General features: G+C 65.7%; 6 protein-coding genes. 5 read left to right on the forward strand and 1 reads right to left on the reverse strand.

Going from position 1 to position 22,369, the window contains the following annotated elements:
- Positions 1-280 precede the first annotated feature (280 nt).
- Together Q5H93_RS05210 and Q5H93_RS05215 are read left to right on the forward strand one after the other, a co-directional pair.
- Entirely contained in the window at positions 281-6,874 is a 6,594-nt protein-coding gene (locus Q5H93_RS05210) for a GEVED domain-containing protein (RefSeq protein ID WP_305005441.1), read from the forward strand.
- A gap of 197 nt (positions 6,875-7,071) precedes the next feature.
- A complete protein-coding gene (locus Q5H93_RS05215) occupies positions 7,072-10,014 on the forward strand; it encodes a heparinase II/III domain-containing protein (RefSeq protein ID WP_305005736.1) in 2,943 nt (980 codons plus the stop codon).
- 200 nt (positions 10,015-10,214) lie between these two features.
- On the opposite strand, the gene Q5H93_RS05220 is transcribed toward Q5H93_RS05215, so the two are convergent.
- On the reverse strand, positions 10,215-10,838 hold the full coding sequence (locus Q5H93_RS05220; protein WP_305005442.1) for a chloramphenicol acetyltransferase: 624 nt from the start codon (positions 10,836-10,838) through the stop codon (positions 10,215-10,217).
- A gap of 50 nt (positions 10,839-10,888) precedes the next feature.
- Between Q5H93_RS05220 and Q5H93_RS05225 the strand changes: the two genes are divergently transcribed.
- The 3 genes from Q5H93_RS05225 to Q5H93_RS05235 all read left to right on the forward strand — a co-directional run bounded on the left by Q5H93_RS05225 (position 10,889) and on the right by Q5H93_RS05235 (position 22,315).
- Complete coding sequence (locus Q5H93_RS05225; RefSeq protein WP_305005443.1) at positions 10,889-11,599, forward strand: HAD family hydrolase; 711 nt, start codon at positions 10,889-10,891, stop codon at positions 11,597-11,599.
- Between the two features lie 526 nt (positions 11,600-12,125).
- Positions 12,126-19,523 (forward strand): GEVED domain-containing protein, encoded by a 7,398-nt coding sequence (locus Q5H93_RS05230; protein WP_305005444.1) that lies wholly within the window; start codon positions 12,126-12,128, stop codon positions 19,521-19,523.
- Positions 19,524-19,810: 287 nt separating this feature from the next.
- Positions 19,811-22,315 carry a GEVED domain-containing protein gene (locus Q5H93_RS05235; RefSeq protein WP_305005445.1) on the forward strand — a complete coding sequence of 835 codons (2,505 nt, stop codon included), beginning with the start codon at positions 19,811-19,813 and terminating at the stop codon, positions 22,313-22,315.
- Positions 22,316-22,369 lie beyond the last annotated feature (54 nt).

Genomic DNA, 22,369 nt, shown 5'->3' on the forward strand with positions numbered 1-22,369 from the left:
AGAATAGCAGAATATGGTAGAAAGATTTGGGATTTTGCCGGGAAACCAGGCAATAGGATGAGAAGTTTTATTCAGTGGGTTAGTGCAGGGTGAGGTGGAGGAAGGCCGAATAACATTTGCGGCTAAATCCTTGTTTAGCGTGGCTAAAAATGCAGCGCGGTGTAAAAAAGGTGGGAGTAACGGATAATTTTCAAGAGGTTTTCGGAAGAGTTGAAAAATCGCAGAATTTCAACGACATTTGGACCTTTGACAGATTACACCTCTTACACACACCTTACCAATGACCAAACTTCTTACTGCACTCCGGCGGATGCTGCTGGCCCTGGCCCTGGCCCTGGGCACGGGCTATACTTCGCTGGCGCAAGTAGTGCCGCAGCCGCTGGCCCTGACGGGCTTCAACGCTGACATTGTAGCCAATGGCACCGGGCAGACGGCCGCCAGCGCCTCGGCCAGCGATGCCGATGGCGGGGGCAACTACTTCCCGTCGGTGGATTACACGACGAGCGGCGCCCCCGGCTTTTTTCACCCCACGATGGGGCTACCGTTCGGACAGGGCTTTTTGAGCACCGGCACGCCCAACGTGCGGTTTAACCTGGCGGGTTACGGCGGCAATAATGCGTTGCGCCTCACGGGCACTACCTCGGGCACGCTCACACTGGCCACGCCCACCGCCGCCAACACCTTGTACGTGCTGGCAACGGGCGGGGGAGTAGGCAATGCCCCGGCTAACAACCTGCGCCTCACGGTGAATTTTGCCAACGGTAGCTCGCAGGTGTTCGCGCGGATTGTACCCGACTGGTATTCGGTCAACGTGCCATCTTACCATACCACGACAGCTTACACGCTGAATACCCGCGTCAACACCGGCAACAGCTTCGACGTGGTGAGCAGCAACCCGAAGCTGTTTCAGCTGGTGCTGCCCATCGACCCGGCGGCCGCCGGCGGCAGCGCAGTAACGAGCATCCTGGCCGAAAAGCTGGTAGCCGCCGGCATTATCCAGGTGATGGCCGTGAGCGCGGCCAGCGGCGCCTACACGCCGGTGCCGCTGACGCTGCCGGCCGCCACCACCCCCACGGCCACCAGCGCCACGGGCCAGGATGTGGTAGCTAACGGCACCAGCCAGGCCTCGCCCAACAACTCGGCCGTCGACATCGACGGGGCCGGGTATTTCCTGGTGGCGTCCAACTACACCAAGTCGCAGACGACCACACCCACCACCGTGACGCAGGGCCTGCCGCTGAACGGCACCATCCCGAGCTTGAGCGTGCCCGGCCTAACGTACCAGCTGCGGCCCTACACGGGTGTGAACGCGCTCCAGATACGGGGCGCCGCCACCGGCACCCTGACGTTTGCCACGCCCACCTCGGCCACCGAGGTGTACGTGCTGGCCAATACGGTCATCACGTCCGGCTCGGCGGGGGCGGGCACCATGGTCGTCAATTTCTCGGACGGCTCTTCGCACTCTTTTTCGCCGACGTTTTATAACTGGTTTGCGACGACAGGCATCGCGGCCCCGACCTACATCGGCTACAGCCCCAATGCCCGCGTGCAGGGCTACACCACGGTGGGTGGCACCGCCAACACCACCAATATCATTCAGAGCTATATCAACACCTCGACCGGGGCCGCCGTCAACACGCCCAACCTGTTCGAGTTTCGGCTGGCGCTGAGCCCTGGCGAATACAGCAAAACCGTCACGGGCGTGACGGTGACCGGCCTGAGCAACAGTATTGTGACCTTGCTGGCCGCCAGCGTAAACCCCGGCAACCCCAGCACCTGCGCCCTGAGCAGCGGCAGCCTGAGCGTGACGGCCAACTCGGCCACGGCCTGCGCCGCCACCAGCCTCAACCTGGTGCTGACCGGCGTGCCGGTGCAGCTGGGCTACACCTACCAGTGGCAATACCAGAAAGTGAGCGGCGGCTCGTGGGCCAATATCCCCACCACGGCCAGCCCCGGCGAACCCGTGACGACGAATTCCACCAGCGCTTCCTGCACCCTCACCAACCAGACGGCCGCCACCAAGTACCGCTGCGTGGTGACCTGCGCCAGTGGCGCCAGTGCCACTTCGGGCGAGCTGACCGTGGGCCAGACCGACTTCATCAACTGCTATTGCAACCCGCCCCAGGCCAGCAACAACAGTGGCTGCGCGACCTACGGTACCGTCACGGCAGTGAGCATCGGCAATGGCAGTGGCTTGACGCACACTGGCATTACCTGCCCGACTGCGCCGTACAACTCGTTTGGCATGGTGCCTGCCACCACGGCCACCGGCACCATCACGCAGGGCACGGCCTACCCCCTGACGGTGACCGTATCGAACGCCTCGCGGGTAGCGGCCTGGCTGGATGCCAACCAGAACGGCACGTTTGAAGCCAGTGAGTACATCACGTCGGCCACGGCGTCGGCCGCCGGCAACGTGACGCTGACTATTCCGGCCGGGCTTACCACGAGCGCGGCGCTGGGCAGCACCAAGCTGCGCATTCGCACCGAGCAAAATACCGCTACGGTACTAAACAACGCCGCCAATGCCTGCTCCACAACGGTGTATGGCGAAACCCTGGACTACGTGGTGACCGTGGCCGTGGGCACGGCCTGTGCGGGCACGCCGCCGGCCACCACCGCTACGGCTTCCACCACCGGCGTATGCGGCGGCGTGGGCTTCACGCTGAACGCCACCGGCGTAGTAGCCGGCACCACCGGCCTGAGCTACCAGTGGCAGAGCAGCCCGGCCGGCGCCAATACCTTCACCAACCTGGGCAGCGCGCAGGCCGATGCCAGCTACGCGGTGAGCAGCCTCGCGGCCTCGACCGACTACCGGCTGATTGTGACCTGTACGGCCAGCGCCGAATCGACGACCTCCAGCGCGGTAACTGTGGCCCGCAACTACCTGAACTGCTACTGCAACGTAATAAGCACCGGCACCGGTGAATACATCAAGGGCGTGACCTTCCCCGGCACCTCGGGCTTCACCAACACCACCGGCGCCAACTCGACCAACGGCTACGGCGACTTCACCGGCAATGCCGCGCTGACGACCACCCTCAACCAGGGCGCCACCTACCTCAACGGGGTCAGCATCACGGCGCGCGTGAACAGCAACGGCGCGCAGGGCGGCATGTGGATTGACTACAACCACAGCGGCACCTTCGAGACTACCGAATACATCTCCCTCGGCGGGGCCAACTTGCCGAGCCGCGACGAAACCCTGGCCACCACGCTGACGGTGCCCAACTCGGCCCTGACCGGCCCGACCCGCGTGCGGGTGCGCTGGCGCAATGGCACTATTGGCGCTGGCGAGGCCTGCGTCACGAACACGGCCGCGGGCTGCGTCAACGGCTGCGTGTGGTACGGCGAAACCGAGGACTACCTCATCACCATTGCGGCCCCGGCTACCTGCACGGCGCCGCCCAGCAGTGTGGTGGCAGCGGCGAGCACGGCCAATGCCTGCGCCAACTCGTCGTTTACGCTGTCCACCAGCAGCATTCCGACCACCATCGGCGGCTACACCTTTCAGTGGCAGAGCAGCCCGGCCGGTGCCGGCACGTTCACCAACATCAGCGGCGCCACCACCCAAACCTACACGGTGAACAACCAGGCCACCGCCACCGATTACCAGCTCGTGGTGAGCTGCCAGTTCGGCGGCACGCCCGTCACGTCCAACATCGTGGCCGTGGGGCAGAATGCATTCGACCAGTGCTACTGCGCCGTTTCGCACACCAGCGGCTGCACCAACTACGGCTCGATTTCCAACGTGAGCATCGGCACGCTCAACAACACCTCGGGCTGCACGGCCGCCCCGGGCTACGTGGTGTACCCAGTGGGCACGGCCACGACTAACCTCAACGCCGGCACCAGCGCCACCCTGACGCTAACCATTGCCAACCCCGGCTCCGGCTACCGCTACGCGGTGTGGATTGACTTCAACCAGAACGGCACCTTCGAGAACTCGGAGTATGTGGCCAATAGTCTCAACAGCACGACGGGCCTGCGCACGGCTACTATAGTAATTCCGGCCGGAGCCCTGGCCGGCCCCACCCGCATGCGGGTGCGGACCAAGGCGGGCATTGCGGGCTACGGCGACTTTGGGGACGGCGACGCCTGCTCGGCGCAGTTCGACGGCGAAACCGAGGATTACACGGTGACCATTGTGGCGCCCACGCCCTGCGCGGGCACGCCGCCCACGGCCACGGCTGCGGCCAGCGCAAGCACCGTCTGCACCACCAGCCCGTTTACCCTCACGGCCAGCTACGCCGGTAACATTACCGGGCTGAGCTTCCAGTGGCAGAGCCGCACGGGCACCAATGCCTTTGCCAACATCAGCGGCGCTACGGCCCTCACGTACGCCGTGACCAGCCAGGCCACAACTACTGACTACCGCTTTGTAATAACCTGCGCCAACGGCGGCCTGACTTCAACTTCCAACGAAGTAAGCGTCGTCAGCAACTTCATGATTTGCTACTGCAAGCCGCCGGCGCAGTCGAACATCGGCAGCGGCGAATACCTGACCAACGTGACGCTGGGTACCATCAACAACAGCAGCACGAACCCGGCTACCACGCCCGTGGGCTACAGCGACTACACCGTGAGCCCCACGGCCACCCAGACCACCTCGCTGAGCCGCGGGGGCACGTACACCATCTCGGTAAGCGCCCAGAACAACCGGCAGAACTCGCAGGCGCTGTTCTGGATTGACTACAACCACAACGGGGCCTTCGACGGCGTGCCGGAATATTACGTGGTGGGCACCGGCCCGTCGGCCACCACCGGCTACCCGCGGCAGGAAACGTTCACCCGCCAGTTCACGGTGCCCGGCACGGCGCTGCTGGGGCCCACCCACCTGCGCGTGCGCTGGCACAACGATAACACTTCGACCAACCCCTGCGCCACCGACTGGTACGGCGAAACGGAGGAGTATATTGTTGATATCAACGCCGACCTAGTGGTAAGCACCACGGCCGACATCCCAGCCGGTAGCTACAGCAGCATCACCGTGACCGGCCCCACCGGCAACGCCACCCTCACCGGGGCCGTGGCCGTGAGCGGCGCCGTGACCGTGCAGAGCGGCGCCGCCCTCAACGACAACTGCAACGTGCTGAGCGGCACCGGCAGCTTCACGGCTGCCGCCGGCTCGACGCTGCGCGTGTGCAATACCGCCGGCATCAGCGCCAGCGGCGCCACCGGCGCCGTGCAGGTAACGGGCACCCGCTTGTTCAGCGACGATGCCAGCTACGAATACAACGGCACCGCCGCCCAGGTAACCGGTACCGGCCTGCCCGTCAGCGTGCTCAACCTCACGGTGAACAATGCCACCGGCGCGACCCTGACGCAAAGCACCAGCATCGAGCGGATGCTGACCCTAACCAACGGCAACCTGCGCCTCGGCAGCAGCAACCTCACGCTGCTCTCCGACGCCAGCGGCACGGCCATGGTGGTGAACACCAACGGCGTGGTGCAGAACAATGGCAGCGGGGTGGCCATCATGCAGCGCTCGGCCACGCCCAGCACCAGCTACAGCGGCCCGGGCTACCGCCACTACAGCTCGCCGATGACGGCCACGCCGTTGAGTGAGCTGGGCACGAATACCTTCGTGCCCTTCGTGAACCCGGCTTACAACGCCCTGCCCACGCCCTCGCTGCCGCTGGCGCAGTTCCCCAACGTGTTCGATTACCAGGAAAGCCGCCTGACGGCCACCTACCCGGGCTTCGATATCGGCTGGCACTCGCCCAGCGCCACCAGCGAGGTGCTGACGCCCGGCAAAGGCTACACCGTCAACCTCGCTCCGCAACTGGTAGACCTGAGCGGCAGCCTCAACAGCGGCCCCGTTAACACCGGCGCGCTGACCACCGGCGCCACCGCCAACTCGGGCTGGCAGCTGCTCGGCAACCCCTACCCGGCGCCCCTCGACTGGAACCTGGTGACGGCCGCCAGCGCCGTGCCCACCGGCATGGATGCCGCCGTGTACATCTTCGAGCCCAGCAGCCAATACGGTGGTTTCTACCGCTCCTACGTGAACAACGCGGGCACGGGCGGCTTCACCGGCATCATGTCGGCCATGCAGGGCTTCTTCGTGCGCACCTCACAAAACCTGCCGGCAGGCTTCAGTTTCCAGAATGCCTACCGCCTGACCAGCTACGCCAACCCGGCCTTCTACCGCACGGCCGATACGCGCCCGATGCTGCGCCTGGCCCTGGGCGGCACCGCCGTGAATGGCAGCGACGAAACCGTGGTGTATCTGGAAAGCGGCGCCACCGCCACCGGCCTCGATAAGGATTTCGACGCCGCCAAAATCAGCAATCCCAGCGGCTTGAGCGTGGCCACGCGCCCGGCCGGCACCACCGAAGCCTTGGCCATCAACGGCCTGCCGCTGACGTCCGCCACCGTCGAAACCCGCCTGCCGCTGACGCTGCAGGTGCCCGCCGCCGGCAGCTACCGCTTCGATGTGACGGCCCTGGCCCACTTCGACGCCGGCACCGCCGTGCTGCTGCTCGACCACCAGCTGAACACCCGCACCGACCTGCGCCAGGTGACGAGCTACGCCTTCAGCGCCGCGCAGGCCGGGGTGCTCAATGGCCGCTTCGAACTGCTGCTGGGCCGCCCGGGCAGCGTGACGGCGACGGCCGCCGCGCTGGCTTCGCCGTTCAGCGTGTGGCCCAACCCGGCCACCGGCAAAGCGGCGTTGCACGTGGCGCTCGACGCCCCGGCCACCTCGGCCAAGCTCACGCTGCGCACGCTGCTGGGCCAGGAAATTGCCACGCAAACCTTTGGCGGTAGCAGCACCGCGCTGCCCACCGTCGGGCTGGCGGCCGGCACTTACCTGCTTACGGTGCAGGTGGCTGGCCAGGCCACGGCCACGCGCCGCGTGGTGGTGGAATAAGCGCCCGGCCTGGTGTGAGATATCCCTCGCGCCGGGCTGCGGCCGTACTTGAAAATGAGTTGAAAAGCCGTTTCCGAAATGTCGGGAACGGCTTTTTTCTTGCCCGCCGGCCGGAACACCAGCGCGCTAATCATGGTTAAACCAGCTCACGTAGCTGGTAGCCTTTGCGGTTTTTTGTTTTTCTGTGGTGTTTGGGAATGCTGGCCGGGCGGGCAGCAGGGCAGGAGGGAAGCTGGCAGCCGGCCGGGGCGGCAGTTGGTTATCCGCGCACGCTGCTGACGGCGGCGGAGCTGCCGGCGGTGCGGGCGGCGCTGGCGGCCCCGGTCGCGGCGAACCTCTACGCGGGCCTGTATGCCGAAACCGCCGCCGCCCCGCCCACCGACAACAGCTCGACGAGCGGCCGGCGGGCGCGGGCCACGTTTGCGAAGAATGCGGCCTTTGTGGCGCTGCTAAACCGGCGGCCGGCCGCCGGTGGCGCGCCCGAAACCTTGCCGCCGGCCGAGCGCGACAGCCTGCGGGCCCGCGTAACCCGGCTGCTGGCCACCCTCAACCCACAGGTCGAGCCCTTCATTACGCCCCCGGCCACAAGCTCTTACGACCAGTGGCAGTGGCGCTCGAAGGAGCTCATGGACTACCTCACGGCCTACGACCTGCTGCGCGGAGCCGGCGCGCCGGCCGAAGCGCTGGCGGCGGGGCAGGCGCGGCTGCAGGCCTTCGCCGGCAACCTGCAGCGGGCGGCTACCGCGCCCTACCTCAACATCAGCAGCTTCACGTTTTTTGGTCAAATCAAAAACAACCACGCCCTGATGACGGCCGCCGCGCTGGGTTTGGCCGCCGTGGTGCTGAACGAGACTGGCAGCGCCGACGCCGCGCAACAGCCCCAAGCCTGGCTCAACACCGGCCTCTACCACCTCGACAACGTGCTGTGGGAAGACGCCCGACGGCAGTCGGACCCCGCGGCCGTGGCGGGCTACGCCGAGGGGCCATACTACTTTAAGTACGCCTTTCTGAACTGTTTGCCCTTTTTTCGGGCGCTGGGTAACTTCCTGCCCGATACCACGCTGAGCTGCACCGTGGGTGCCACCACGCGCCGCATCCGCCACCCGTTTCACGACCCGCGCTACGACCGGCTTTACGAGTGGATAACGACCATCATGATGCCTGACGGGCGCTTCCCGGCCCTCGAAGACTCCTACATCGACATGGGCATGCCCGAGTTGGCCCTCACCGGCAAGTCGCAGTACCTGCGCCCGCTGGCCCTGAGCAAGCTGGAAACCAGTCAGCTCAACACCCTTACCAGGCAGCTGCGCGACCTGACCGTGGATATGCGCGCCGCCTACCTGGCCGCCAACCTGCCGCCCGGCCCACCGGCTTCCCCGGCGCTGCTCACGGCCCTGCCCGCCAGCGGCAACCTGGTGTTTCGCTCGGGCGCCGACTCGCTGGCCACCTACCTGCACCTCTACGGCAAAAGCGGCGCCGCCCAGGCCAACGCGGGCGGCCACAGCCAGGCCGATGCCAGCAGCTTCGTGCTGCACGCCTACGGCCAGCTGCTGGCCCTCGACCCCGGCTACCTGAGCTACGCCAGCCGCGGCACCGTGGGCCAGGCCCCCAACCACAACCTGGTGCTGGTGGACGGTGCCGGCCCGGCCATCGGCACCGCCGGCAGTGCCAACGATGCGCCGGCCACCGTGCAGGCGCTGGCGCACACCCCCGGCCTGGCCTACGGCGAAGTGCAGACGACCTACCAGGGCACCCAGCTCAGCCGCCGGGCTTTGGCCGTACGCGGGCAATACTTCGTGCTGCACGACGTGCTGACGGCCCCCACCGCCCACGCCTACACTTGGCAGCTGCACGGCTACGGCACCGCCGACGCGCCTACGGCCGCCACCGGCCATTTCACGCCTCGTTTCGAGCAGGAAGAAGGGCTGTGGCAGAAAAACGGCGTGAGCCTGCTGGCCCACGTGGCCACGCCGGCCGACTCGCTGGGCCGCACCACGTTCGCCGCCGCCGCCCGCCCCCACGAGCTGACTTACAACACGCCCGAAAACCATACCGCCCTGCTCGTGGAGCGGCAGGGTGAGGCCCAGACGCAGTTTCTGGCGGCGCTGTATCCGTTTGTCGGGGCCGCGCCGCATATCCGCAGCCACCGGCTAGCGGGGGCGGCCGGGCTGGCCGTGCGCAGTGCCACGCACCATGATATGCTGCTGGCGCAATCGGCCAATACCTTGCTAACGGTGAGCGACTCACTGCTGACGGCACCCCTGCGCACCGACGGCCGGCTGCTGCTCTATTCCATTACCACGGCCGGCGAGTTTGCCCAGCTATTTATGGAGCAGGGCACGGTGCTGCGCCACGGCGAGCACCCGGTAGCCCGCGCCGCCGAGCGGGTGACGCTGGGCTGGGAGCGCCGCACCGCCACGCAATATGCCGGCTACGTCAGCGGCGCCACCACGCTCACCCTGGCTTTGCCCCAGACACCCGAAAGCGTGGCGGGACCGGCCGTGAGCAGCTTCGCCTACGATGCCGCCACCCACCAGCTGGCGCTGGTGCTGACGGCGGCCACCAGCTTCACTATCACCACGCTGCCCGCCGGTGCCCTGCCCGTGACCCTGACGCAGCTGACGGCCCGGCGGCAGCCCGGCCGCGTGCTGCTCAGCTGGCAAACGGCCTCCGAAAGCCAGAACCGGGGCTTTGAAATACAGCGGGCGACCGGGCCGGCGCAGGAGTTCGGGCGCCTGGGCTTTGTGGCGGGCGCGGGCACCGTGGCGCGGCCTTCAGCCTACACTTTTGCGGATGCGCAGCCGCCGGCCGCCACGGCGTATTACCGCCTGCGCCAGCTCGATGCAAATGGCGCGGCCAGCTATTCGCCGGTGGTGGCCGTGGGGCCCACGCCGGCGGCCGCGCCCCTGCTGCGGGCCTGGCCGATACCCGCCAGCAAGGTGCTGCACGTCGAGTACGCGGGCGCTGCGACAGTAGGACAGTTGTGCCTGCTCAATAGCCTGGGGCAGGTGGTGCGCCAGCAGCCGCTCGTGGCGCAGGGACAGCTGGAGCTTAGCGGGTTGGCCCCGGGCGTGTACCAGCTGCGGGCGCGGGGTGGCGCCAGCCAGCCGGCGGCGGTGCGGGTGGTGGTAGCGCCTTAATGGTGCCATAAGCCCCGGCCATGTCCGGGCCATTCGTAGCTTAGAGCCATGAATTCTGCCCCATACATCTTTATCAAATTCTTCACCTTTGTTGCGGCTGGTGCCATGCTCGTCTGGCGCGCTACACGCCGCAGAAGCTGAGGCGAGTAGAGCATTAAAACGCCTCGGCCAAGCCACAGGTGCCGGACAAAAGCAGAGTCCTACAGCAGTTCCTGCAAAATGCGCAGAAACTCGCCCACGTGGTAGCCATCGGCCAGCCCGTGGTGCACGTGCACCGACACCGGCAGGCGCAGCCCCTCGCCCTCGGTGTAGAGCTTGCCGAAGGATATTTTCGGGCAGCTGTCGCCTCCGCGGAAGCTGCGGGCATGCGACAAGCCCGTGAACTGCACCCACGGCAGCGCCGAACAGTGCAGCACGTCGGGCCTGGCGGTGGTGTCCGACAAACCCAGGCCGCCCAGGGCCTGCACCCGCGCGATTTCGTGCCGGGCCAGCGGCACAAACTCGGCCAGCGCCGCCCGAAACTCGATGAAGCCGAAGCCAAAGGTGTGGTCGGGCCGGCCGATGGTGGGGGAGACGTGCACCTCGTCGTAGCACACCACCTGGCCGTTTTCGGCGCGGTAGCGAAACTCGGGCACGCGGTTGGCCGCCGCCGCCGTGGCGTGCAGGTAATACAGGTAAAACGACACGCCCAGGCGCCGGGCCTCGGCGTGGGCGCGGGTGCAGTCGAGGCTGGTGGTGAGGCCCCAGAAAGGCTCGTCAAACTGCGAGAAAAAGGCAAAATGCTCCCGGCGCGGCCAGGTGGCGAGGTCAATCAGCTGCTTCATACGGCCCGCAAGTTCGGTACCTTTGGGCGGCTTTTTACGCCGCCGCCGCCATGCCCACGCCCCAGCTCATTGCCTTCGACGCCGACGACACCCTCTGGCCCAATCAGCCGCACTTCGACCACGTGGAGGCGGAGTTTATGCGCATTCTGGCGCCGTATGGCGCGGCGGCGGCCATCAACGCCCGTCTCTACGACGTGCAGCGGCAAAACATGCAGCTCTTTGGCTACGGCGCCAAGTCGTTTATGCTGTCGATGATTGAAACGGCCATCCAGCTCACCGACGGGGCTGTGCGCGGCCACGAGCTGCAGCAGCTCATCGAGCTAGGCAAACGCCTGCTCGACTTTCCCATCGAGCCGCTGCCCGGGGTGGTCGACATCCTGACCGAGCTGCGGCGGCGCGGCCACACGCTGATGGTGCTCACCAAGGGCGACCTCTTCGACCAAGAAAGCAAGCTGGCCCGCTCGGGCCTGGGCGAGTTTTTCGACCACGTCGAAATCGTGAGCGAGAAAAACGAGACTACCTACCGCCGCCTGCTGGCCCGCTACGCCCTGCCGCCCGAGGCTTTCGTGATGATTGGCAACTCGTTGAAGTCGGACGTGCTGCCGGTGGCGCGGCTGGGCGCCTGCGCCGTTCACATTCCCTACCACGTGACCTGGCTGCTGGAGCAGGTGGCCGAAGCCGACTTAGTGGGGGTGAGCTTCCACACCGCCCCGACCATGGACGACGTACTGGCCTACTTATCAGCTAGCCACGCAGCATAGCCAAATGGCAGCTTTGTTGCTGATTCGGCAGGCTTCAATCGTGCCCGAAAGCAGACTTGCGAATTTGCTGCCGCAAATAATGACAATCTGCTAAAGCAGGAAAAGTGCAATTTCAGAAAGGGCCGAATGCGCTGCAAAAGTCGCGCCGGATTTGTCGCGGGCTTGTGCCGTAAATCTTCGTCGGGACGCTTGTAAAGCAGGCTTTAAAAGGCCCTGGTTGCGTTTTAAAGCCTGCTTGGAACCGATGGCTGACCTGAGGCCGGCATTTTTGGCGAAAAAATACGTGTGTGGAAGCGGTACACAGACGCCAACGCTTTTGCAGGGTTTGTGTGAAGATAATCTTTTGATTAATAATATGTTGTTTCGAAATATGAAAAAGGTGTTTTGCGGAAGTGTTGTGCGGTAGGTGCAGAATATGGGGGAGTGGGCCGAGTCGGGGGCGAACATTGGTTTTGTTCAAAAGTTAAAAGGCCATACATTGCGAAACGCTCGCTACCGAACACCTCCACTACCTATTCTATACCGCATGAAAAAAAAACTTACTCATTTCTTGAAGCTGGCGCTGGGTGCGCTGAGTTTGGGCACGCCGCTAGGGGCGCAGGCCGCGCTGGTACCCGTACCGGTTACGGGCTTCAACCAGGACGTAATTGCCAACGGCACCAGTGTAGCGGCCCCGGCCGTCAGCACCTATGATGTGGACGGCTCCAACGGCGGCGGCTACTGCCTGATGGTGAACGGCGGCTACAGCAACCCCAGCAACGTGGCCGCTACCCGCGGGCTGCCGGTTTCGGGCATCCTAAACAGCGCCTCGGTACCCGGCCTGAGCTTCCAGATGGCCTCGTACTCGGCCGCTAACTCGCTGCGTATTCCGGCCACCGGCTTGGCGGGCGTCGGCTCGGGCACGCTGACGCTGGCGGCGCCCACGAAGGCGGCCGACATCTACCTGCTGTATACCGGCGGGGGCGGCACTGGCGCCAACGCGGCCACCGCTACCGTAACGGTTACGTTTACCGATGCGACCACGCAGGTGTTTGCCGGGCAGTCGCTGGCCGACTGGTACACCACTCTCGCCACCGACGCGCTGGGCGGCACGGGCCGCGTGGCGCGCACTGCAGCCAGCGGTGTCGAGAACAACGCCACGAACCCCCGCCTGCACCAGCTGAAGCTGACGCTGCGCAACGATAATATGGCGAAGGACATTGCCAGCATTACCGTAGCCAAAACCAGCACCGCCAACTGCGCCGTCAACGTGTTTGCCGTGAGCGTGAATACCCCCACGCTGTGCGCCGCCGCTCCCACGGGCGGCACCACCGCATCGACCGCCACCAACGTGTGCACCAATGGCTCGGTAACGCTGTCGCTGAGCGGGGCTACCTCGGCCCCGGGCGTAGGCGTGCAGTGGCAGTCGTTCATTTCGGGCGGGGCCGGCTGGCTGGATATCGCGGGCGCCAACGACCCCACCTACGTCGTGACCGGGCAAACCGCCACGACGGATTACCGCGCCGTGCTGACCTGCATCCCTACCAGCCAGTCGGCCACTTCGACGGCCGTGACGGTGACGCAAAACCCCTTCTATAACTGTTACTGCACCCCCACCAGCACGGGGGGCAACGAGTACATCCGCAGCGTGAGCGTGAACGGCGCCAGTGGCTTCACCAATGCTACCAACGCCAACTCGACTAACGGCTACGGCGACTTCACCACGAATACCGCGCTGACGACCACCCTCAACAAGGGTGGCAACTACCCGCTCAGTGTCATTGTGCAGGCCAACAACAACGGCTCGCAGGGCGGCTACTGGATTGACTACGACCAGAACGGAACCTTTGACAGCGGCGAATACACCGAATTTGGCCGCAGCAACCTGACCGGCCAGCCCGTGACGTTCAACAGCTTTCTGACTGTTCCGAATACTTCGGCCGTGCGTATCGGCGTCACCCGGATGCGGGTGCGCTGGCGGAATGGCGCCGTGGCGGCTACCGACGCCTGCACCAGCGGCGCCACCAGCTGGTACGGCGAAACCGAAGACTACCTCGTCACCATTGGCGCGCCGACGGTCTGCACGGGCACGCCGCCCCGCGTGACGGCCGTGGCCAGCCAGACGGCGGTGTGCTCCAACACGCCCATCAGCCTGACGGTGACGGGCCTGTCGGCGGCCAGCGGCTTCACCTTTCAGTGGCAAAGCAGCCCGACGGGCGCCAACACCTACACCAACCTGGGCGGGGTGCAGACCACGCCTACTTATACCGTAGCCAGCCAGACTGCCGCTACCGACTACCGCCTGGTGGTAACCTGCACGGGCTCGGGCTTGTCGCGCACCGGCACGGAGGTGACGGTCAATCAAAACAACTTCCTGAATTGCTACTGCACGCCCACGCACAGCACCGGCTGCGGCACCTACGCCGGCCTGCTACGCGTGGCCATTCCGGGTAGCGGGCTCGACCACGCCACCACCTGCGCCGGCACACCCTATTACTCCAACGTGCCGACCACCACGGCCTCGGGCACGCTGAGCCTGGGCAACACCTATACGATGTCGGTGACGCTGGGCCGCTACGCCAAGGCCGGCATGTGGATTGACTATGACCGCAGTGGCACTTTCGAGGCCAGCGAGTACCTGGTGATTGGCTCGAACTCGGGCAACACCACCGGCAGCACCGCCACGGTAACGCCCTCGCTCACCATTCCGAGCACGGCCCTGACCGGGCCTACCCGAATGCGCGTGCGCACGCAGTATTTCTTTGCCTCGACCACCTATCCGCTTACGGCAACCGACGCCTGCACGGGCTTCATCTACGGCGAGACGGAAGACTACACCATCAACCTGGTGACGCCCACCCCCTGCGCCGGCGTACCCGCCGCCAGCACGGCCACCGCGTCGGCCTCGGCGGTGTGCTCTACAGCCACGTTTACCCTGAGCCTGACGGGCATCGACCCCGCCCTGACGGGCCTGAGCTACCAGTGGCAGCGCCGCCCCGCCGGCAGCGGCACCTACACCAACCTGGGCACCGCCCAAACCACGCCCTTCTACTCGGTAACCGGCCTGATGGCCGACACCGAGTACCGCGCCGTAGTGACCTGCACCAACGGCGGCGCCAGCAGCACCTCCAGCGCCGTGCGGGTAAACAACGGCTACCTCAGCTGCTACTGCATCCCGCTGAGCGGCTCGGCCGGCGAGTACATCACCAACGTGACCATGCCGGGCGTGAGCGGCTTCTCGAGCAGCAGCACCAACACCAGCAGCTCGCCCGCCGGCTTCAACGACTATACCAACAACGCCAGCCTGACGACCACGGTATACCGCGGGGTGCCTTATGTGAACGGTATCAACCTGACGGTGAAGTCGAACAATACGAACTCGCAGGGCGGCATGTGGATTGACTACGACCACAGCGGCACCTTCGAGGCCAGCGAAAACGTCTTCATCGTCAACTCCAGCGCTACTACGCTGGTAAGCTTCCTGCAGGACCTGACAGTGCCGCTGGCGGCCCAGTTGGGCCCCACGCGGGTGCGGGTGCGCTGGCGCAACGGCACCTTCAGCAACACGCCGGCCAACCTGGCGGCGGCGCCCTGCTTGTCGGGCACCACCACCTGGTACGGCGAAACCGAGGACTACCTCATCACCATTGCCGATGCACCCACCTGCACGGCTCCGCCGCTCACCGTGATGGCCACTGCCAGCACGAGCAGCGCCTGCGCCAACGGCTCGTTTACGCTCTCGACCAACAGCGTATCGACCACGCTGGGCGGCTTTACCTTCCAGTGGCAGAGCCGGCCGGCCGGCTCCACGGGCTTCTTCACCGACATTAACGGGGCCACCACCAACCCCTACACCGTGACCGGCCAGACGGCCGCTACCGAATACCAGCTGATTGTGACCTGCGAATTTGGCGGCAGCCCCACCGCCTCCAATGAAGTGACCGTGGGCCAGAGCAGCTTCGACCAGTGCTACTGCGCCACGAGCTCGACCAACGGCTGCGCGACCTACGGCGCAATCACCAATGTGCGCATCGGCTCGATTGACAACACGACGACCTGCGCGGGCACCACTTACACGCTAGTTGCCCCCGCTGCCACCACTACCACCAACCTCGACATGGGCCTCAGCACCCCGCTGACGCTGACCATCGGCGGTACCAACAGCTACCGCTACGCCGTGTGGATTGACTTCGACCATAATGGCACCTTCGACGCCTCCGAATACCTCGCCAACAGCACGCCCATCAGCACCCGCCCGCTGACGGTCAGCCTGGCAATTCCGGCGGCCTCGGCCTCGGTGCTGGCCGGCCCTACGCGCATGCGCATCCGCACCAACTCGGGCATTGCCGGCTACCCGAACTTCAGCGCCACCGACGCCTGCAACGTGACCTACGACGGCGAAACTGAAGACTACACCGTGACCCTGGTGCCTCAGACGCCCTGCGCCGGCACGCCGGCTGCTCCGGTGGCCTCGGCCAGCGCCACCACCGTCTGCACGGGCACATCGTTCACGCTCTCGGCCACCAACCCAGGCAACCCCATCGGCCTGGCGTACCAGTGGCAGAGCAGCCCGGCGGGTGCCGGCACGTTCACCAACATTAGCGGGGCCACCACCAACCCCTACACCGTGAGCAGCCAAACGGCTGCCACCGATTACCAGCTGGTGGTTACCTGCACGGCCAGCAGTCAGTCGTCGGTTGCTAACATCATCAGCGTGGCCCAGAACAGCTTTATCAGCTGCTACTGCACGCCGGTAGCCACCGGCATTGGCACCGATGGCGTCACGCGCGTAGTGCTCACGGCGCCCGACGGCACCCTCACCAATTCCTCGTCAGCTACCAACGTCGCGCCCTACTACACCGATTACGCCTCGGTGCAGACGGCGGGCACGCTGCCCATTCCCACGCTCTACCTGAGCGGCACGGCTACCCTGGCCGTGACAATGGGCACGGACGGCACCCAGTACAGCGGTGCCTGGGTTGACTTCGACCACAGTGGCACCTTCGACAGCAACGAATTCTTCACGGCCGGCACCAGCGCTGGCTCGGGTGGTACCTCGACCTTCACCATCACCGTGCCGGCCGACGCCCTGACGGGCCAGACCAAAATCCGCGTCCGCGGCGGCAACGACGTGGTGCTGTTGAGCACGCAGGCCTGCACTGCCGCCAGCAGCTCCAGCAACTACGGCGAAATAGAAGATTACCTGGTGAGCATCGCCCTGCCGGTGCCCTGCACCGCCACCCCGCCCACCACCACGGCCGCCGCCTCGGTCAGCTCGGCCTGTGCGAGTGCCTCGTTCACGCTGAGTGCTACGGGTGTTGCGGCCGGTACCACGGGCCTGACGTACCAGTGGCAGAGCAGCCCGGCCGGGGCCAATACCTTCGCCGCGCTGAGCGGGGCCACGACCAACCCCTTCTCCATGAGCAGCCAGGCGGCGGCTACCGACTACCGGCTGGTGGTAACCTGCACGGCCAGCGGCCAGTCCTCGACCTCGAACACGGTGAGCGTCGCCCAGTCGGCCCTGGCCGACTGCTACTGCAAGCCCACCAGCTCGTCGCTGGACGAATACTTCACCAACGTGACCGTGGGCAGCATCAACAACACGACCGGTAACTCGGTAGCTTCCCCGATTTCGGGTTACGCCGACTACACCGTGAGCCCCACAGCCACCCAGACCACCGCCCTGATGCGCGGCAACACCTACACCATCACGGTGACGGCCCGCGATAACCGTATCAACTCGCAGGCGCTGCTGTACATCGACTTCAACAGAAACGGCGTTTTCGAGCAGACGACGCCGGAGTACAAGGTGATTGGCAACGGCCCGACCAGCGGCTCTTTCCCGCAGACGCTCACGTTCAGCACCACCTTCACGGTGCCCACCGCGGCGCCGATGGGCCTGACCCGCCTGCGCGTGCGCTGGCACAACGACAACAACTCTTCCGACCCCTGCGCCCTGGGCTGGAACGGGGAAACCGAGGATTACACGGTTAATATCATCGACGCCGACCTGATTGTGAGCACGACGCTGCCAATTCCGGCGGGTGCTTACAACAGCATCACCATCACCGGCACGGGCAATGGCACGCTGGCCGGCGCTACCTCGGTAGCAGCCGGGCTGACGGTGGAGCCGGGCGGCAGCTTTGCCGATGGCTGCCAGGTGCTGAGCGGGGTGGGCGGCTTCACGGCCAATGCCGGCTCGACGCTGCGCATCTGCAACCCGGCGGGCATCAGCGCCAGCGGCGCCACCGGCGCCGTGCAGGTGACGGGCCCGCGTTCGTTCAGCCCCAACGCCAGCTACGAATACAACGGCACCGCCAGCCAGGTAACCGGCGATGGCCTGCCCACCACCGTGCGCAACCTGATGGTGAACAACGCCGCCCACGTAGGCCTGAGCCAGGCCACCGCCGTGCGCCGGATGCTGACCCTGGCCAATGGCGACCTCAACCTGGGCGCCAGCAACCTGACCCTGATTTCGGTGGATACGATGACGGCGATGGTGGTGAACAGCGGCAGCGGCCGGGTGCAGAACAATGGCAGCGGGGTGGCGATTATGCAGCGCGCGGCCACGCCGAGCACGAGCTACAGCGGCCCGGGCTACCGCCACTACAGCTCGCCGATGACGGCCACGCCGCTGAGTGAGCTGGGTACGAACACGTTCTTCCCCCTGGTGAACCCGGCCTACAACGCCCTGCCGACGCCCTCGCTGCCGCTGGCGCAGTTCCCCAACGTGTTCGATTACCAGGAAAGCCGCCTGACGGCCACCTACCCGGGCTTCGATATCGGCTGGCACTCGCCCAGCGCCACCAGCGACGTGCTGACGCCCGGTAAAGGCTACACCGTGAACATCGCCCCGCAACTGGTGGACCTCTCGGGCGTGCTCAACACCGGCCCCGTGAACACCGGCGCCCTCAGCCACAGCGGCACCGCCAACTCGGGCTGGCAGCTGCTCGGCAACCCCTACCCGGCGCCCCTCAACTGGAGCCAGGTGAGCGGGCTGCCCGCGGGCATTGATGCTTCGGTGTACGTGTTTGAGCCCAACTCGCAATACGGCGGCTTCTACCGCTCCTTCGTGAACGGCATGGGCACCAATAGTTTCGATGGCATGCTGCCGGCCATGCAGGCCTTCTTCGTGCGCACCACGCAGCCCGTGCCGGCCGGTTTCAGCTTCCAGAACGCGCACCGCGTGACCAGCTACACCAACCCAGCCTTCCACCGCACCACGGCCGACCAGCGCCCGGTGCTACGCCTGGCCCTGGGCGGCTTGGCCAGCAATGGCACCGACGAAACCATCGTGTACCTGCAGGCCGGCGCCACCGCCACTGGCACCGACGCCGCCTTCGACGCAGCCAAACTACCCAACTCCAGCGGCCTGAGCGTAGCCACGCAGCTGGCCGGCCCGGGCAATGGTCCGTTGGCCATCAGTGGCCTGCCGACGACGGCCGCCACCGTCGAAACCCGCCTGCCGCTGACGCTGCAGGTGCCCGCCGCCGGCAGCTACCGCTTCGATGTGACGGCCCTGGCCCACTTCGACGCCGGCACCGCCGTGCTGCTGCTCGACCACCAGCTGAACACCCGCACCGACCTGCGCCAGGTGACGAGCTACGCCTTCACGGCCGCGCAGGCCGGGGCGCTCAATGGCCGCTTCGAGCTGCTGCTGGGCCGCCCGGGCAGCGTGACGGGCACGGCCGCCGCGCTGGCCTCGCCGTTCAGCGTATGGCCCAACCCGGCCAGCGGCAAAGCGGCGTTGCACGTGGCGCTCGACGCCCCGGCCACGAAAGCCACCCTCACGCTACGCACCGTGCTGGGCCAGGTGGTTGCCACCCAGACCTTCGGCGGGAATGCGGCCACGCTGCCCACCACCGGGCTGGCGGCCGGCACTTACCTGCTCACGGTGCAGGTGGCCGGCCAGGCGCCCGCCACCCGACGCGTGGTGGTCGAATAAGCCTGGAAGGGGCGGGAAAGCAATTTCCCGCCCCTTTTTTTCGGGCTGCTGCCGAGCCTGGTGTTCTGAACCCCGCGAGCAGTAGCGGCCTTATTTCCAAAAGCCTGCGCGCAAGCCCCGCCAGCGGCCGGCAAAAAGCGGGTTCAGCGCAGAATATTTCTGAGTGAAAGGCTGATTATGCCTTTGAAATTAAGTAAATTGCTTGCTCAAACCTACACCTCATTTTTCCTCTTTTCACCACCCCAACATTCCAATCACTCCAAAAAACTTTAACTCACATTTATTGCATGAAAGGTAATCTTACCAAAATGATGGGCCTGGCGCTAAGCGCCCTGGGCCTGACGACGGCAGCCGAGGCCTACACGCCCGTCGTCGTCACCGGCTTCAACCACGACGTGGTGGCTAATAATGCTACCGGCTCGGCTACTACGTCGACTACGACGGGCCTCGATGGGGCCGGCTACGTGTTTATGGACGCCGTGTATAACCCCGCCGGCACCTCGAAACTGCCGGCTAACGGCATCATCAACAGCGCTGCCACGCCGGGCCTGATGTTCCAGCTGGCCTCGTATACCGGCAACAACGACCTGCGCATACCCGCCACTGGCGGTGGCCAGACGGCCGGCGCCGGCAGTGGCACCTTCACGCTGGCTACGCCGCAGGCGGCTGGCGAAGTCTACTTCCTGGCGACCTCGGGCGACGCCGCTACTAACGTGAACGTGACGGTGACCTTCAGCGACAACACGACCCAGGCGTTTACGGGCCTGACCGTGAACGACTGGTTTGGGGGCACGCCGTTTGCCGCTACCGGCCTGGGCCGGGTGCAGCGCACCGTGGACAACCGCGAAAACATTGTGGATAACCCGCGCATGTACCAGCGCCTGCTGACGATAAGCACGGCCAACGTGAACAAGCTGATTCAAAGCATCACGTTCAACAAAACCAACACGCCCGGCGTGCTCAACGTGTTTGCCGTGACCCTGAACCCCGTGTGCTCCGGCACGCCGGCCGGCGGCACGCCCACGGCCAGCGTACCCAGCGCCTGCACCACCACGCCCATCACCCTGAACCTGCCCGGCTCGTCGCCCCAGATTGGCATCAGCTATCAGTGGCAGAGCAGCCCGGCCGGGGCCAACACCTTCACTAACCTGGGTGCCTCGCAGACTACCCCCACCTATACCGGTGCCACCCAGACGGCCGCCACCGACTACCGCGTGACGGTGACCTGCGCCGGCAGCGGCCTCTCGACCACGTCGGGCATCGTTTCGGTAGCCCAGAGCACCTTCATCAACTGCTACTGCACGCCCACCGGCGGCAACTGCACCAACGAGTGGGTGCGCGGCGTGACCATCGGCACGCTGGCAAACACTGCTACTACCTGCACCACCGGCGGCTACATCGACTACAGCGCCAACACGGCCCTGACCACCCTGCTGGCCCCCGGCGCCAGCTACCCCCTCACGGTGGATGTGCGCCTCAATGCTGCCAACAGCCAGGTGGGTGCCTGGATTGACTTCAACCGCAACGGTACCTTCGAAGCCAGCGAATACACTGCCGTGGGCACCGGCCCGGCCACCGGCTTCCAGCAGCTGAACACCTCGTTCACGGCTACCATCGTGGTGCCGGGCAACGCTTCGTCGGGCACCACCCGCATGCGCATCCGCTCGACCAACGGCGCCCTGACGGCTGCCCAGGCCTGCACCAACGCCCTGGTGGGCGAAACCGAAGACTACCTCATCACCCTGGCGGCGCCGGTGCCCTGCGCTGGTACGCCGGTGGCGGGCACGGCCACCTCGTCCATCGCGGCGGCCTGCCCCAACACGCCCTTCACCCTCGACGTGACCGGCCTCGTGCCCGGCGTGAGCGGCCTTACCTTCCAGTGGCAGAGCAGCCCGGCCGGAGCTAATACCTTCACCGACATCGCTGGCGCCACCACGCAAACCTACACCGTGGCCAACCAAACGGCCGGCACCGACTACCGCCTGCGCGTAAGCTGCGCCGCCGCTACTGCCTCGGCCAACTCGACGGTGGTGACGGTAACCCGGGCTGCCTTCTCGGCCTGCTACTGCGTGCCCACTTACGTGAGCGGCGGCACCGGCGACATCATCCGCGAAGTGAGCCTGAACAACATGACCAGCAACACGGCCGCCGCCAGCAACGTGGCGCCGTTCTACCACGACTACTCGTCGCGCCAGCCCGCTACGCTGCCCATCCCCGACATCACCACCGGCACCACGGCCACGGTAAACGTGGCTTTCGGCCCCGAGGCGGTGCAGTTCAGCGCCCTTTGGATTGACTTCGACCACAGTGGCGTATTCGAAGCCAACGAATTCTTCTCGCTGAACACCGACGCGGGCAGCGCCGGCACGGCGGCCATCTCGGTAGTGGTGCCCACTACGGCCCAGGCCGGCCTGACCAAAATGCGCATCCGCGGCGGCGACGATGCCGTGCTGCTGCCCACCATGGCCTGCGGCGCCAGCGCCTCCGACTATGGCGAGGCGGAAGACTATACGGTGAACGTATTGCTGGGCACCGGCACCCGCGCCGGCCACCAGGCCGTAGCCCTGACGGCCTTCCCGAACCCGGCTACTTCGGTGCTCACGGTGCAGGTAGCCACGGCGGCAGCCCAGGCCACCGCCCAGCTCACCGACCTCACCGGCCGCGTGCTGCAAACGGCGGCCGTCGCCAACCAGAAAGCCACGTTCTCGCTGAGCAATCTGGCCGCCGGCATCTACCTAGTGCGCTACAGCGACGCCAGCCACAGCCAGACTATCAAGGTAACCAAGCAATAAGCCGCCTGGCTGATGCTTGAATAAAAAATCCCCCGGCCGTGAGGTCGGGGGATT

Source organism: Hymenobacter aranciens, assembly GCF_030580865.1.
GTDB classification, from domain to species: Bacteria; Bacteroidota; Bacteroidia; order Cytophagales; family Hymenobacteraceae; genus Hymenobacter; species Hymenobacter aranciens.

Bases quoted from the DNA above. Each gene is read 5' to 3' on its own strand.
- Q5H93_RS05210 (WP_305005441.1), top strand. From the start codon at position 281: ATGACCAAACTTCTTACTGCACTCCGGCGGATGCTGCTGGCCCTGGCC.
- Q5H93_RS05215 (WP_305005736.1), top strand. From the start codon at position 7,072: ATGCTGGCCGGGCGGGCAGCAGGGCAGGAGGGAAGCTGGCAGCCGGCC.
- Q5H93_RS05220 (WP_305005442.1), bottom strand. From the start codon at position 10,838: ATGAAGCAGCTGATTGACCTCGCCACCTGGCCGCGCCGGGAGCATTTT.
- Q5H93_RS05225 (WP_305005443.1), top strand. From the start codon at position 10,889: ATGCCCACGCCCCAGCTCATTGCCTTCGACGCCGACGACACCCTCTGG.
- Q5H93_RS05230 (WP_305005444.1), top strand. From the start codon at position 12,126: ATGAAAAAAAAACTTACTCATTTCTTGAAGCTGGCGCTGGGTGCGCTG.
- Q5H93_RS05235 (WP_305005445.1), top strand. From the start codon at position 19,811: ATGAAAGGTAATCTTACCAAAATGATGGGCCTGGCGCTAAGCGCCCTG.